Origin of the sequence: Streptomyces sp. NPDC046727, assembly GCF_040645635.1 — a bacterium.
Lineage (GTDB): Bacteria > Actinomycetota > Actinomycetes > Streptomycetales > Streptomycetaceae > Streptomyces.
The window spans coordinates 28,367-42,386 of record NZ_JBEYYR010000049.1 but is presented as its reverse complement, the minus strand read 5'-3'; the positions used below and the strand labels follow the sequence as shown (position 1 = coordinate 42,386).

The window sequence follows — 14,020 nt, the reverse complement described above, 5'->3', positions numbered from 1 at the left end:
CTCGGACAGTCCGCGCGAAGGTCCGTGTGGGCCACGGAACGCAGCATGGCCGCACGACCCGACACCTTCCGTCAGGTCATGCGGCCATGTAGGTCCGGGGCGGATCAGCCGACGGACACCTTGTCGGCCGGGGCCTCGGCCGCGGGGGCCGGCTTGTTCGCCGTGAGCTTCTGCTTGACGACGGCGATCACCAGCACCACCGCCGCGACCAGCAGCGACAGCAGCACAGTCTCCCGCCCGTCGTGCTTGGTGTCGGTCAGCATGTAGCCGAGGACGAACACGATCAGCGCGGCCGTCGCCCAGGTCAGGTACGGGTACAGCCACATCTTCACGACGAGCTTCTCCGGCGCCTCGCGCTGGAGGATCTTCCGCATCCGCAGCTGCGAGAAGCAGATGACCAGCCAGACGAACAGGGCCACCGCGCCGGAGGAGTTGACGAGGAAGAGGAAGATCTTGTCCGGGGACAGGTAGTTGAAGAAGACGGCGACGAAGCCGAACACGACGGACGCGAGGATCGCCGTCATCGGCACGCCCCGGCTGTTGACCCGGGCGAACGCCTTCGGCGCGTCGCCCCGCTCGCCGAGCGAGAAGGCCATGCGGGAGGCCGTGTAGAGGCCGGAGTTCAGGCAGGACAGCACCGAGGTCAGCACGATGAAGTTCATGATCTCACCGGCGTGGGCGATGCCCAGCGAGTCCAGGGCGGCGACGTAGGAGCCGTCCTTCGCGATGGCCTTGTCGTCCCACGGCAGCAGCGAGACCACGACCAGGATCGAGCCCAGGTAGAAGACGCCGATCCGCCAGATGATGCTGTTGGTGGACTTGGTGACCGCCTTCTGCGGGTCCTCGGACTCGCCGGCCGCCAGGGTGGCGATCTCGCTGCCCATGAAGGAGAAGACGACCAGCAGCACACCGGTGAGGATCGCGCCCGGCCCGTGCGGCAGGAATCCGCCGTGCGAGGTGAGGTTGCCGAAGGATGCCTTCTCGGCGTCCACGCCCGGCAGCACGCCGAACACGGCGAGCAGACCGACCACGATGAACGCGCCGATCGCCACGACCTTGATGCCGGCGAACCAGAACTCGAACTCGCCGTAGGAGCCGACGGAGACGAGGTTGGTCGCGGTCAGCACGACCATCACGATGAGCGCCCAGCCCCACTGCGGGACGGCCGGGATCCAGCCTTCGAGGATCTTGGCACCGGCGGTCGCCTCGACCGCGAGCACGACGACCCAGAAGAACCAGTAGAGCCAGCCGATGGAGAACCCGGCCCAGCGGCCGAGCGCACGGTCGGCGTGCGCGGAGAAGGAGCCGGAGGTCGGATTGGCGGCCGACATCTCGCCGAGCATGCGCATCACCAGCACCACGAGCGTGCCGACGAGCGCGTAGGACAGGAGGATGCCGGGTCCCGCGGTGGCGATACCGGAGCTGGAGCCGACGAAGAGGCCGGCTCCGATGACGCCACCGATCGCGATCATCGACAGATGGCGGTTCTTGAGTCCTGCTTGGAGGCCCGAACCAGGGGTCATGGACGGATTTCCTTTGCACCAGGTGGAGCGTCCCGCACGAGCGGTGTACGAGTCGGTCCAGTGAATCCGAGGTAAAGAAATTCGGGAACCTCTGAATCCGGATCGTTACTTGAGGTTTTCTTGAGGATCTATGGCCAGACTCACAGATTTGGACCCCGGCCGACCGCCGACACCCTGGGGCTGCTGCCCCGAATGGGGCGTGTCACACTCATTGCATGCGCGTGTATCTCGGCTCCGACCATGCGGGCTACGAACTCAAGAACCACCTCGTCGAGTGGCTGAAGGCCGCCGGCCACGAGCCCGTCGACTGCGGGCCGCACATCTACGACGCCCAGGACGACTACCCGCCCTTCTGTCTCCGCGCAGCGGAGAAGACGGCCGCGGACCCGGACGCCCTCGGCATCGTGATCGGCGGCTCCGGCAACGGTGAGCAGATCGCCGCCAACAAGGTGAAGGGCGTGCGCTCGGCACTGGCCTGGAGCGAGGAGACGGCGGCGCTCGGACGCCAGCACAACAACGCCAACGTGGTGGCCGTGGGTGCGCGCATGCACAGCACCGAGGAGGCGACCAAGTTCGTCGAGGTCTTCCTGAACACGCCGTTCTCCGGTGACGAGCGGCACATCCGCCGCATCGACATGCTGTCGGCGTACGAGACCACCGGCGACCTTCCGCCGATCCCGGCCCACCACCCCCAGCAGTAGCCCCCGGGGCCCGGCCCCGTCACCCGCCTGCCCGCCCGCCCCGGCCCGCCGGGACGGGCGGGCAGCCGGGCAGAGGCAGGAAAGGACAGGTCAGCTTTGCCGGAAGGGCACACGATCCACCGGTTGGCCCAGGACTACGCCGAGCGCTTCTCGGGAAGGCCCGCCCGCGTCACCAGCCCCCAGGGCAAGTTCTCCGACGCCGCCGCCCTTCTGGACCGGACCGAGCTGACCGCCACCGAAGCCCACGGCAAGCACCTCTTCCTCGGCTTCCGGGACGCCGACTGGGTCCACATCCACCTCGGCCTCTTCGGCAAGGTCGGCTTCGGCGACGCCCCCGCGCCCCCGCCGACCGACACCGTCCGGCTCCGGCTCGCGAACGACACCTCGTACGTCGATCTGCGCGGCCCCACCACCTGCGCCCTGATCACGGACGCCGAGAAGACGGCCGTCCACGACCGGCTCGGCCCCGACCCGCTCCGCGCGGACGCCGACCCGGGCGCCGCCCACCGCAGGATCTCCCGCAGCCGTACGACCATCGCCGCGCTGCTCATGGACCAGAAGATCGTCGCCGGCGTCGGCAACGTCTACCGCGCCGAGGTCCTCTTCCGGCACGGCATCGACCCCTACCGCGCGGGCCGGGACATCACCCCGGCCGAGTGGGACGCCCTCTGGGCCGACCTGGTCGCACTGATGCGCGAGGGCGTGCGGAACAACCGGATCGACACCGTCCGCCCCGAGCACACCCCGGAGGCGATGGGCCGCCCGCCCCGCGTGGACGACCACGGCGGCGAGGTGTACGTCTACCGCCGCGCGAACCTGCCCTGCCACATCTGCGGCGACGAGATCCGCACCGCCGGCCTCGCCGCCCGCAACCTCTTCTGGTGCCCGACCTGCCAGCGGCGGTGACCTGGCCGACTAGAAGCCGTGCGGCAGCCACGGGGCCACCGGTGAGCCGAACGCCACCGACGCCTCCGTCAGCGCCCCCGGCCGCAGCTCCCGTACCCGCCCGGCCTGCGCCAGCGACAGCAGGGTCACCCCGCCCAGGTAGGCCGCGCCCAACTCCCGTACGGACAGGGTGAGATCGGCCGCGTCGGTCGTACGCTCGCAGGACGCGCCCTTCGCGTCGCCGGTCAGCCGCCAGCGCCCCGCGTTCCACGGGCAGAAGGCGTCCTCGACCTCGAACACGACGTCGACGGGCGTCAGATACGTACGCGCCGACAGGGCCGCCGCCACGTCCACGAGACGGACGTACCCGGCGTCCCGCGGCTGCGGCAGACAGCGGCGGAGGTCGGAGACCAGATGCTGCCAGCCGTCGTCGACCGGCCGCGCCCGCACCTTCAGCGTCGTCATCAGGTCGATGCCGAACAGGAAACGCCACAGCGCGGCCTCGCTCGCGGGATCGAGCGCGGCCAGGTCCTCCACGGTGGCCGTGCCGTCATGACCGCTCGGCCCCCAGACCATCTTGGTGCGGAAGCGCGCGTACCCGGTGACCACGCCGTTCCGCTCGGCGATCACGCACTGGAGGGCCGACGCGCCCTCCCGCTCGCTCTCCGGGTCGAGCAGCCCGGCCCGTTCCCAGCCGGGCTGTCGCGCCAGCATGCCCGGGCGGCGGGGCACCAGTGCCGCGTACACCGCCTCGCACTCCGTGAGGACGTCGGCGGGCGGCGCGTAGCGCACCCGCACCTCGTCGGTGCCCGCCGGCAGCGCCAGGGTCACCCGGCCGGTGTCGATCTCCGCGTTGAGCAGGAAGGTGGCCAAGCCGTACCCGAAACGGCCGTAGATCGCGGGCTCGGAGGCGAACAGCGCGGCCAGCGGCTCCCCCTTGGCGCGCGCCTCGTCCAGCAGCCGCCGCATCATCGACGTCAGCACCCCGCGCCGCCGGTGCGTCGCGGCCACGCTGATCATCGTCACGCCCGCGGTGGGCACCACGGCCCCGCCCGGCACGGTCATCCGGAAGCTGAAGGCCCCGGCCGTGCCGACCATCGCGTCCCCGTCCCAGGCGGCGAAGGAGCGATCGAACTCGGTGATTGATCTGTCCAGTTCGCGCTCTTCGGCGGAGGCCGGTCCGCCGCCGAACGCGCGGATCAGGTGATCCCACCACCGGTCGAACTCCTCCGGGCGCAGCGTCTTCAACTCGGTCCCGTGGTCAGTCCCCATGAGCCATGCCTATCAGGGCGAACGGGGACGAGCCACCGATTTTCTCCCCGCCCGAGCCCCGCGGAACCCGGCGGACGAACGGCGAAGTGGAATCTCGCAGGGGGGACAAGTGGGACCTCCCGTGCCAAGCACCCGGTCCGCTGGATAGGGTCCCGGACTAATGGCAGCAGGACGAGCGCGGCGCGCGAAGGCGGAGACGTTCACGGCCCGGTGGAAGATGCAGTGGCACCGGGCCCGGGTCGGCCTGCGTAAAAGCGCGGTGGACTACTTCCGCGGCGACGGCTCCGACTGGATCGCCTTCGCCGGACTGCTGCTGACCATCCCGCTCCTCGCGGCCATGACCCTCTTCGACTCGGTGTGGTGCTCCCCGGCCACCCTGGTGCTGCCCATCGTCGCGGGCGGCCTGCTGCTGCGCCCGGCGAGCCTGCTCGGCCTGTACGCGGCGGCGGCCACCGCGCTGATCGTGGAGTCGGTACGGCTCGGCCCGTACACCGAGGGCCCCTCCCGGGTCACCCCGGGCGTCGTCCTGGTGGTCGCCGCGTGCGGCTTCTTCGGGCTGCTGACCGCGCAGTTCCGCAGTCGGGTCGGGGTGCCCTGGCGGCGCGGCGGCACCATGCTGTTCGACCTGCGCGAGCGGATCCGGGTGCAGAGCAAGCTGCCGAAGCTGCCGCACGGCTGGCATCACGAGATGGCGCTGCGCCCGGCGGGCGGCCAGTCCTTCTCGGGCGACTTCGTCGTGGCGGCCCGCACGAACGGCGGCCGGACCCTGGAGGTCGTGCTCACGGACGTGTCCGGCAAGGGCATGGACGCGGGCTCGCGCGCCCTGCTGCTGTCCGGCGCGTTCGGCGGCCTCGTCGGCTCCCTGCCCCCGCACGCCTTCCTCCCGGCCGCCAACGGCTACCTCCTGCGCCAGGACTGGGACGAGGGCTTCGCCACCTCCATCCACCTGGTCCTCGACCTGGACTCCGGGGACTACGAGCTGTACTCCGCCGGTCATCCGCCGGGGCTGCACCTCAGCGCGGGCAGCGGGCGCTGGGAGGAGAAGGCCGCCGAGGGCCCGCTGCTGGGTGTGTACGACGGTGCCCAGTTCGACTCCGTGAAGGGCTCGCTACGGCCCGGGGACGTGTTGATGCTGTTCACGGACGGCCTGGTGGAGACCTCCGACCGCGACATCGTCGAGGGCATGGACCGGCTCACCGGCGAGGCCGACCGCTATGTGTCCGGCGGCTTCCACGGCGCCGCCTGGCATCTGATCGAGGCGGTCGCCAAGGACGTCAACGACGACCGGGCCCTGCTGCTCATCTGCCGCGAGGCCGCACCGGCGACCACCCGCTGACCATCCCGGGGGCACCCGCCGGCCACGCTGGTGCCGATGACGAAGGGCCTGGCCGGCCAGGGGACGTACATCCCGCCGCTGGTCCACGCGGCCTTCGCGGGCGGCGCCCTCGTCCTCGGACTGGCCGCCGGCACCCTGCCCGCCCGGGCCGCCCTGCGCCGGGGGACACTGGGCTCATGAACCGTCTCACGCTCGCCGAGGTCGAGGCCGTCGCGCGCGCCGCCCACGAGGGGCAGCAGGACAAGGCGGGACGGCCGTACGCCGAGCACCTCGCGGCCGTCGCCGAGGGCGTCCGCACCCGCGGCGGCGACCCGGAGCAGATCGCCGCGGCCTGGCTGCACGACTCCGTCGAGGACGCCGCGCTCACCCGGGAGTGGCTGGCCACCGCCGCGCTGACCCCGCGCACCAAGGCCGTCGTGGACGCCCTCACCAAACGGCCGGGGGAGGAGCCGGAGGCGTACGCGCGCCGGATCCTCGCCACCCCGGGCGCGCTGCTGGTGAAGCAGGCCGACCTGGCGCACAACGCCGACCCGCGGCGCCTCGCGGTCCTCGACGAGCCGACCCGGAAGCGACTGACCGAGAAGTACACCCGGATGCGCGCACTCCTCGGCCTGGAACCGGAACACTGAGGGGCTAGACGCCGACCTTCTCCCGCTGCTTCTGCCGCTCGCGGGCCAGCTCGGCCGCGTCCTGCTTGAACGCCCACTCCATCTTCGGCTCCATGGCGAAGCGGAAGATGCGCTGCACCGGCCGGGTGCACAGCACCGTGACGGCCGCCGCGGCGAGCAGGGTCACCAGGATCTCGCCGAGCGGGCGGTGCAGCGAGGGGTGCTCGAACCAGCCGCGGTAGTCGCCGAACTTCACCAGGAAGCCGTGCAGCAGGTAGCCGTAGAGCGTGCCCGCGCCGAGCGCCGTGAACCACATGTGCCGGCGCGGCACCCAGGCGAAGAAGCAGGCCGTCAGCACCAGCGAGCAGCCCATCATGGCGAGCGTCATCACCGGGCCGCACCACCAGGGGGCGCCCAGTTCCTGCGCCGAGTCGCGGTGGTAGAACCACGCGGTGTTCATGCGCGGCACCGCCCACCAGCCGACCGCCAGCGCCGCCGCGAACACCGGCACCGAGGCGACCCGCACCCAGCGGCGGCGCACCAGCTGGAAGTGCTCGGGCTTCATGCACAGGCCGAGCACGAAGTACGGCAGGAACTGCAGGACCCGCTGGAGGTCGAGGTCGTCACCGATGTTCGGGGTGACGCTGGCCAGCATGGCGAGGCCCACGGCGAGCGGCAGCGGCCAGCGCACCAGCTTCCAGACGGGCGTGGTCAGCCGCCACACGAAGAGCGCGACCAGGAACCAGGTCAGGTACCAGGGATCGAGGAGACTGATCTCCTCGTGGGAGCCGGTGACGAGGTTCTTGAAGAGCGGGTACGCCGTCTCGAACAGCACGTACGGCACGGCGACGCCGGTGATCAGCCGCTTCAGCCGGTCCGGGCGCATGTCGAAACTGCGCGAGAAGAAGCCGGAGACGATGATGAACGCCGGCATGTGGAAGCTGTACACGACGGTGTACACGCCCTCCAGGATGCGGCTGTCGCCCTTCAGCGGCTCCCACGCGTGCCCCATCGCGACGAGCACGATGGCCAGGTACTTGGCGTTGTCGAAGAACGCGTCACGCCCTCTGCCCGGTCTGCCCGCCGCGGTCCGCCGCTCGCTCCGCGGCGCACTCACCGGGGTACGCGGAGAGGGCACTCCGTCCGCCGGCGGCTGTGCCGGGGGGAGCGGCCTGCGGTTCTGGCCGGGGGACGAGGCGGCGTCAAACATCTCAGGCACCCTAGCGTCGTCTGCGGGATTTCGTAAAACTCCCGCAGTCATTCCTGGTTATCGACTTCGGGTACCCGCTGATTTACCGAACGTGCCTCCCTTGTCCACGTGATGGTGCGCACACTCGGGTCGCCAGTTCACCCCCGATGTCCCGATTCATCCTGACTAATTGGGGCATACGGCGTCTCTGTGTCATCAATTCGAATTAGCTGCGCACAGGATGTGTGGACACGGAAACGAAGTCGCGTAATTCCACGGCGAGTCACGTGGGGGCATCCGCTCGAATTACAGTGCGGGACGTCGCCCGTGCCGGGCCCGCGCCGGACGATGTGTCACGAGCCGCATACGGCGGCCGGGTTGGTGGCACGATGGTTCTGGCGGGGGTGCGCGGGCCGTACCTCCGGGCCGGGAGAGCGGACCGACCGAGGGTGTGATCAGTTGTGGCCATTTCACTGTCCGTGGTGCTGCTGTTGGCGATCATCCTGGTGGTGCTGATCCGAGGGGGGAACATCAAGGCCGGCCCCGCCATCGTCGCGATCCTCTTCGGTTTCTTCCTGGCCTCGACCGGCATGGCACCATCGATCAACCGCTTCCTGAACTCGATAGCGGAGTCCATCAACTCGATCAGGTTCTGACCGGCGGGGGAGTCGGCGAGGGGCCGCACGAGCGGAACAACTGAAACAACGGGGGACATACGGGAATGGCGCTGCGCGACTCGGACCCGGCGGAGGTCGGCGGCTACCGCATCGAGGACCGCCTCGGCAGTGGTGGCATGGGAGTGGTCTACCTCGCCCGCTCCGCCTCCGGCCGCCGGCTCGCCCTCAAGCTCGTCCACGGCCAGTACGCCGACGACGACGAGTTCCGTACCCGGTTCCGCCGCGAGGTGGCCGCCGCCCGCCAGGTCAGCGGCGCCTTCACGGCACCCGTGGTGGACGCGGACGCCGACGCGCCGCGCCCCTGGATGGCCACCCTCTACATCCCCGGCGAGGACCTCGGCACCCACGTCCGCCGGCACGGCCCGCTCCCGCCGAACCGGCTGCGCGAACTCGCCGCCGGCCTCGCCGAGGCCCTGCGCGACATCCACCGCGCCGGAGTGGTCCACCGGGACCTGAAACCGGCCAACGTCATGCTCGCCGAGGACGGCCCCCGGGTCATCGACTTCGGCATCTCCCGCGCCGCCGAGGCCGCCGGGATGGACGCGCTCACCCAGACCGGCCGCGTGATGGGCACCCCGCCCTTCATGTCCCCCGAGCAGTTCGCCTCCCCGCACGAGGTCGGCCCGGCCACCGACATCTTCTCCCTCGGCGCGGTCCTCGTGTACGCCGCCACCCGGCGCGGCCCCTTCGACAGCCCGAGCCCCTGGGAGACGGCGACCCGTGTCGTCGAGGGCACCGCCGACCTGACCGGCGTCCCCGACGACCTGCTGCCCTTCGTCGGCCTCTGCCTGGAGAAGCACCCCAAGTCCCGGCCCGGCCCCGACGAACTCCTGCACCTGCTGCGCGAGGGCCGGCTGCCCGACCCGCGCCCCGAGCCCGAGGCGGTGGACACCGAGCCCGTACGCCCGCGCCGGCGCCGCTGGTGGCCGGCCGCCGTCACCGTCACCGCCGTACTGGCCGCCGTGGCCGCCACCACCACCGTCCTCGCCCGCGGCGGCGGGGGCGACCCGCACGACCTGCCGGCCGGCTGGCACGCCTGGCACCGGCAGGCCTCGGACCCCACGGCCGGCAGCGCGCAGTACATGGGCCCGAGCGAACCCTTCAGCCGCTGCGCCGTCGCGGACAAGGCGCTGCTGTGCGCCGGCGACGGGATCATGGCCGCCCGCTTCACCCTCGCCGACGGCCGCAACACCTGGACCCGGCCCATGGACCCCACCCCCGCCGAGACGTCGGCCAGCGGCGGCGGCACGATCATCGGCGCCCGCCCCGGCGCCGTGTACGCCTTCGGCGCCGACAGCACCGACATCAAGAAGGGCGACGATCCGCAGAGCCGCACCCGCTACACGGTGCAGGCCCTGGACCCGGACACCGGCAAGCCGCTCTGGAGCACGGTCATCGCCGAAAACGTCGACGGACCGGGACCGGAGTACGCCGGCGCCGTGGCCACCCCGGCGGGGGTCATCTCCGCCTACGGCGACGATTCCGACTCCTACGCCCTGCTCGACGCCGCGCACGGCAAGGTCCGCTGGCACCGCGAACTGCCCGCCGGCGTCGACAACGACTGCGCACTGACCGGCGTCGGCGGCCGGCCGTACCTGGTCTGCCGCGCCTCCGACGACAACGGCGACAACCCGCGCACCACCGTCACCCGGATCGACCCCGCCACCGGCAAGCCCCGCTGGAGCGTCACGGCCAAGGGCACGCTGGCCCCCCTCGGGTACACCCGGGGCCACCTCGTGCTCGGCACCGACCCGCTCACCGAGAAGCTGAGCGGCCTGACCCTGATCGACGCCACCTCGCACGTCCTGACGACCGTACGGCTGCCCACCCCGCGCAACGCCTCCGGCGGCTACGTCGTCCGCGGCACCCTCTACCTCACCCTCCCCAGCGGCAGCGTCCGCGCGATCGACCCGTTCACCGGGCGCGAACGGTGGCAGAGCAACTCCACCGTCGAGCAGCCCGGCCCGCCCACCGCCTCCGCCACCCACCTCTACCTGGCCTCGCCCACCGGCCGGCTCGCCGCCCTCGACCTGCGCACCGGCAGGGTCACCGGCACCCTGCCCGGCCGCGACGACGGCGACAGCAGCTCCGGCGGCACCACAGCGGCCCCCGTCCTGTCCGGCGACGCCCTCTACGTCCCCTACGGCATGCGCGCGGTCTACAGCGTGGACGTCAAGGACCTGTAGGACCCACCAGGGGGCCCCGGAAGACACACCAGGGGCCCGGCACCGCCGAAGCGGAGACCGGGCCCCTGGACCGAAAGAGCGGGCGACGGGAATCGAACCCGCGTAGCTAGTTTGGAAGACTAGGGCTCTACCATTGAGCTACGCCCGCAGCACTGCGCCGCAGGTCGGTGACCGCGGCACTGAAGGCATCGTAGCGGGTCGCCCGCCGCCGAGGCCAACGAGTTCGACCATGACGGCACCGGGCGCGGCGCCGCGGCCGGCACCACGCGCGCCGCCTCGGAGAATGCGGCCGACGCGACCGGCCGGGGCATGTACCCTACGTGTCGCACCAGACGGGGTGTGGCGCAGCTTGGTAGCGCGTCCGCTTTGGGAGCGGAAGGCCGTGGGTTCAAATCCCGCCACCCCGACCACCGGCTCATGACGTCGTGATGATCGCCTTTTGGGGCGCCGACCGGCTGCGGTTACTATGCAAACTGCGCGCCCGTGTGTCCCGGCCCTCACGGCCTACGAACTCCTCCGGGCGGCGAATCCGCCGGACCTGTCTGGCTCCGGCAGAACCCAAGCAGTCAGCCACAAGGAGACCGAACCGTGAAGAGCGCCGTGGAGACCCTGAACCCGACCCGGGTTCGGCTCACTGTCGAGGTGCCCTTCGAGGAGCTCAAGGACAGCCTCGACGCGGCGTACAAGAAGATCAACCAGCAGGTCACGGTGAAGGGCTTCCGTAAGGGCAAGATCCCGGCCCGCGTCATCGACCAGCGGTTCGGCCGCGGTGCGGTCCTGGAGGAGGCTGTCAACGACGCGCTTCCGAAGTTCTACACCGAGGCGGTCAACGAGGCCGAGCTCAGCCCCCTGGGCCAGCCCGAGGTCGACATCACCGAGCTGAAGGACGGCGAGACGCTGAACTTCACCGCCGAGGTCGACGTCCGCCCGGCCCTGGAGATCCCGGACTACACGGGCATCGAGGTCGAGGTCGACGCCGTCGAGGTCACCGACGAGGACATCGAGAAGTCCGTCGAGCAGCTCCGTGAGCGCTTCGCCTCGACCTCCCCGGTCGAGCGCGCCGCCGAGGACGGCGACGTCGTCACCATCGACCTGGAGGCCAAGGTCGAGGGCGAGGTCCTGGAGGACGGCATCGCCAACGGCGTCTCGTACACCATCGGCTCCGGTGAGCTGCTGGACGGCATCGACGACGCCGTCAAGGGCAAGTCCGCCGGCGAGGAGGCCACCTTCACCTCCGAGCTGAAGGGCGGCTCCGCCGCGGGCAAGGAGGCCGAGGTCACCGTCAAGGTCACCCAGGTCGCCGCCCGTGAACTGCCCGAGCTGGACGACGACTTCGCGCAGCTCGCCTCCGAGTTCGACACGCTGGAGGAGCTGAAGGCGGACAGCCGCAAGCGCCTCGGCAACATGAAGAAGTTCGACCAGGCCACGCAGGCCCAGGAGCGCGTCCTGGAGAAGCTGCTGGAGCTGGTGGAGGTCCCGGTCCCCGAGAAGCTCCTCGAGGACGAGATCAACACCCGCAAGCACAACCTGGAGCACCACCAGCTCGGCCAGATGGGTCTCACCCTCGACAAGTACCTGGAGATCCAGGGCAAGACCGCCGAGGAGTTCGAGACCGAGACCCGCGAGGCCGCGGTCAAGGGCATCAAGACCCAGTTCGTCCTGGACGAGCTGGTCAAGAAGGAGAACCTCAACGTCAACCAGGAGGAGCTCACCGAGCACCTCATGCGGCGTGCTGCCTCCTCCGGCATGTCCCCCGACCAGTTCGCCCAGGCCGTCGTCGAGGGCGGCCAGGTGCCGCTGCTGGTCGGCGAGGTCGCCCGCGGCAAGGCCCTGGCCGTCGTGGTCGAGGCCGCCACGGTGAAGGACACCAACGGCGAGATCGTCGACCTGGACGACGAGGAGGAGGAGACCGAGGCCGCCGAGGCGTCGGAGACCTCCGAGGAGAACGCCGAGGGCTGAGCGGGCCCTGGCGGCACCTGTAAGGCGCGTACGACGGGCCCTGGGGACTTTCCCGGGGCCCGTTTGCCGTACCGGGGGAATCCGCCGTCACGGCGCTACGCCCCCGGCGAACACCACCGTCTCCGGGATTCCCCGAAGGGACCCTCGCGTTAGGGTCCATGAAAGGCAGAACAATGAGACGGCCCGGCGCCGTCGTAAGACGAGCAGGTGGATACGTGACGAATCTGATGCCCTCCGCCGCCGGCGAGCCTTCCATCGGTGGTGGCCTCGGCGACCAGGTCTACAACCGGCTGCTCGGCGAGCGGATCATCTTCCTCGGCCAGCAGGTTGACGACGACATCGCCAACAAGATCACCGCACAGCTGCTGCTCCTTGCCGCCGACCCGGAAAAGGACATCTACCTCTACATCAACAGCCCCGGCGGCTCGGTGACGGCCGGCATGGCGATCTACGACACCATGCAGTACATCCCGAACGACGTGGTCACCATCGCCATGGGCATGGCGGCCTCGATGGGCCAGTTCCTGCTCACCGGCGGCACCGCCGGCAAGCGCTTCGCCCTGCCGCACGCGGACATCATGATGCACCAGGGCTCCGCGGGCCTCGGCGGTACGGTCTCGGACATCAAGATCCAGGCCGAGTACCTGCTGCGCACCAAGAAGCGCATGTCGGAGCTGACCGCGCGCCACTCCGGGCAGACGGTCGAGACGATCATCCGCGACGGTGACCGAGACCGCTGGTTCACCCCGGAAGAGGCCAAGGAGTACGGTCTCATTGACGAGATCATCACGCACGCCTCGGGTGTTCCGGGAGGCGGCGGCACCGGTGCCTGACCGGCCCGGCCACGCCACGCACCGCCGAGACCGAAGCCCCCAGAACGCCACCAGGACGGTGAACACCCCATGAGCAACTTCCCCGGCGCCGCCAGCGGCATGTACGAAGGGCCCCGCCCCGACAGCCGCTACGTCATCCCGCGCTTCGTCGAGCGCACCTCCCAGGGCATCCGCGAGTACGACCCGTACGCGAAGCTCTTCGAGGAGCGCGTGATCTTCCTGGGCGTCCAGATCGACGACGCCTCCGCCAACGACGTCATGGCGCAGCTGCTGTGCCTGGAGTCGATGGACCCGGACCGGGACATCTCGATCTACATCAACAGCCCCGGTGGCGACATGACCGCCCTGACGGCGATCTACGACACGATGCAGTTCGTGAAGCCCGACATCCAGACGGTCTGCATGGGCCAGGCGGCCTCCGCCGCGGCCATCCTGCTCGCCGCCGGTACGCCCGGCAAGCGCATGGCGCTGCCGAACTCGCGCGTGCTGATCCACCAGCCGGCCGGCTCCACCGGCCGCGGTCAGCTGTCCGACCTGGAGATCATCGCCAACGAGTTCACCCGGATGCGTGAGCAGCTGGAGAACATGCTGGCGAAGCACTCGAACCAGCCGATCGAGAAGATCCGCGAGGACATCGAGCGCGACAAGATCCTCACGGCCGAGGAGGCGCTGGAGTACGGCCTCGTCGACCAGATCATCTCCACCCGCAAGCTGAACAACGCCGCCGTCCGCTGACGCGGAGCGGATCATTCTCAGATCCCCCTTGGCAGGGCGCACGTCAAAGTGAACCCTGCCAAGGGGGGCCCGAACACCGGGCCCGGCAAGGTACCGTCGGACATAAGGCAGCACCA

13 protein-coding genes and 2 tRNA genes are annotated in these 14,020 nt (G+C 70.4%); 11 read left to right on the top strand and 4 right to left on the bottom strand.

Annotated features, from left to right (window positions below):
- Positions 1-104: 104 nt before the first annotated feature.
- Positions 105-1,523, bottom strand: a complete 1,419-nt coding sequence (locus ABZ937_RS38500) for an amino acid permease (protein ID WP_361699267.1) — start codon at positions 1,521-1,523, stop codon at positions 105-107.
- Between the two features lie 215 nt (positions 1,524-1,738).
- Between ABZ937_RS38500 and ABZ937_RS38495 the strand changes: the two genes are divergently transcribed.
- Positions 1,739-2,224, top strand: a complete 486-nt coding sequence (locus ABZ937_RS38495; protein ID WP_361699265.1) for a ribose-5-phosphate isomerase — start codon at positions 1,739-1,741, stop codon at positions 2,222-2,224.
- A gap of 96 nt (positions 2,225-2,320) precedes the next feature.
- A complete protein-coding gene (locus ABZ937_RS38490) occupies positions 2,321-3,130 on the top strand; it encodes a DNA-formamidopyrimidine glycosylase family protein (RefSeq protein ID WP_361699263.1) in 810 nt (269 codons plus the stop codon).
- Positions 3,131-3,139: 9 nt separating this feature from the next.
- Here the strand turns inward: ABZ937_RS38490 and ABZ937_RS38485 are convergent, their stop codons facing one another.
- Entirely contained in the window at positions 3,140-4,381 is a 1,242-nt protein-coding gene (locus ABZ937_RS38485; protein WP_361699261.1) for a GNAT family N-acetyltransferase, read from the bottom strand.
- Positions 4,382-4,541: 160 nt separating this feature from the next.
- Between ABZ937_RS38485 and ABZ937_RS38480 the strand changes: the two genes are divergently transcribed.
- From ABZ937_RS38480 to ABZ937_RS38470, 3 genes are read left to right on the top strand one after another with little or no spacing between them, the layout of a single operon-like run.
- Positions 4,542-5,717 carry a PP2C family protein-serine/threonine phosphatase gene (locus ABZ937_RS38480; protein ID WP_361699259.1) on the top strand — a complete coding sequence of 392 codons (1,176 nt, stop codon included), beginning with the start codon at positions 4,542-4,544 and terminating at the stop codon, positions 5,715-5,717.
- Between the two features lie 36 nt (positions 5,718-5,753).
- On the top strand, positions 5,754-5,897 hold the full coding sequence (locus ABZ937_RS38475; protein WP_361699257.1) for a hypothetical protein: 144 nt from the start codon (positions 5,754-5,756) through the stop codon (positions 5,895-5,897).
- Positions 5,894-6,346 (top strand): HD domain-containing protein, encoded by a 453-nt coding sequence (locus tag ABZ937_RS38470; protein WP_361699255.1) that lies wholly within the window; start codon positions 5,894-5,896, stop codon positions 6,344-6,346. Before ABZ937_RS38475 ends, ABZ937_RS38470 begins: the two co-directional genes overlap by 4 nt.
- A gap of 4 nt (positions 6,347-6,350) precedes the next feature.
- Here ABZ937_RS38470 and ABZ937_RS38465 read toward each other — a convergent pair whose 3' ends face one another.
- Positions 6,351-7,535, bottom strand: coding sequence for an acyltransferase family protein (locus ABZ937_RS38465; protein ID WP_361699315.1), 1,185 nt, complete (start codon positions 7,533-7,535; stop codon positions 6,351-6,353).
- A 440-nt stretch (positions 7,536-7,975) separates the two neighbouring features.
- On the opposite strand from ABZ937_RS38465, the gene ABZ937_RS38460 reads away from it, so the two are divergent.
- A complete protein-coding gene (locus ABZ937_RS38460; RefSeq protein WP_030648672.1) occupies positions 7,976-8,170 on the top strand; it encodes a hypothetical protein in 195 nt (64 codons plus the stop codon).
- 65 nt (positions 8,171-8,235) lie between these two features.
- Positions 8,236-10,377, top strand: a complete 2,142-nt coding sequence (locus ABZ937_RS38455; RefSeq protein ID WP_361699253.1) for a PQQ-binding-like beta-propeller repeat protein — start codon at positions 8,236-8,238, stop codon at positions 10,375-10,377.
- 77 nt (positions 10,378-10,454) lie between these two features.
- On the opposite strand, the gene ABZ937_RS38450 is transcribed toward ABZ937_RS38455, so the two are convergent.
- Positions 10,455-10,525: transfer RNA gene (locus ABZ937_RS38450), tRNA-Gly, on the bottom strand.
- 185 nt (positions 10,526-10,710) lie between these two features.
- On the opposite strand from ABZ937_RS38450, the gene ABZ937_RS38445 reads away from it, so the two are divergent.
- The 4 genes from ABZ937_RS38445 (at position 10,711) to ABZ937_RS38430 (ending at position 13,904) form a co-directional block, all read left to right on the top strand.
- Positions 10,711-10,787: transfer RNA gene (locus tag ABZ937_RS38445), tRNA-Pro, on the top strand.
- 178 nt (positions 10,788-10,965) lie between these two features.
- The gene (tig, locus tag ABZ937_RS38440) at positions 10,966-12,336 is read left to right on the top strand and encodes a trigger factor (protein ID WP_361699251.1); all 1,371 of its coding nucleotides are present in this window, start codon (positions 10,966-10,968) and stop codon (positions 12,334-12,336) included.
- 227 nt (positions 12,337-12,563) lie between these two features.
- Positions 12,564-13,169, top strand: coding sequence for an ATP-dependent Clp protease proteolytic subunit (locus tag ABZ937_RS38435; RefSeq protein WP_361699313.1), 606 nt, complete (start codon positions 12,564-12,566; stop codon positions 13,167-13,169).
- A gap of 69 nt (positions 13,170-13,238) precedes the next feature.
- Complete coding sequence (locus ABZ937_RS38430; RefSeq protein WP_055703582.1) at positions 13,239-13,904, top strand: ATP-dependent Clp protease proteolytic subunit; 666 nt, start codon at positions 13,239-13,241, stop codon at positions 13,902-13,904.
- Positions 13,905-14,020 lie beyond the last annotated feature (116 nt).

Bases quoted from the DNA above. Each gene is read 5' to 3' on its own strand.
- ABZ937_RS38485 (WP_361699261.1), bottom strand. From the start codon at position 4,381: ATGGGGACTGACCACGGGACCGAGTTGAAGACGCTGCGCCCGGAGGAG.
- ABZ937_RS38500 (WP_361699267.1), bottom strand. From the start codon at position 1,523: ATGACCCCTGGTTCGGGCCTCCAAGCAGGACTCAAGAACCGCCATCTG.
- ABZ937_RS38430 (WP_055703582.1), top strand. From the start codon at position 13,239: ATGAGCAACTTCCCCGGCGCCGCCAGCGGCATGTACGAAGGGCCCCGC.
- ABZ937_RS38495 (WP_361699265.1), top strand. From the start codon at position 1,739: ATGCGCGTGTATCTCGGCTCCGACCATGCGGGCTACGAACTCAAGAAC.
- ABZ937_RS38435 (WP_361699313.1), top strand. From the start codon at position 12,564: ATGCCCTCCGCCGCCGGCGAGCCTTCCATCGGTGGTGGCCTCGGCGAC.
- ABZ937_RS38475 (WP_361699257.1), top strand. From the start codon at position 5,754: ATGACGAAGGGCCTGGCCGGCCAGGGGACGTACATCCCGCCGCTGGTC.
- ABZ937_RS38455 (WP_361699253.1), top strand. From the start codon at position 8,236: ATGGCGCTGCGCGACTCGGACCCGGCGGAGGTCGGCGGCTACCGCATC.
- ABZ937_RS38465 (WP_361699315.1), bottom strand. From the start codon at position 7,535: ATGTTTGACGCCGCCTCGTCCCCCGGCCAGAACCGCAGGCCGCTCCCC.
- ABZ937_RS38480 (WP_361699259.1), top strand. From the start codon at position 4,542: ATGGCAGCAGGACGAGCGCGGCGCGCGAAGGCGGAGACGTTCACGGCC.
- ABZ937_RS38470 (WP_361699255.1), top strand. From the start codon at position 5,894: ATGAACCGTCTCACGCTCGCCGAGGTCGAGGCCGTCGCGCGCGCCGCC.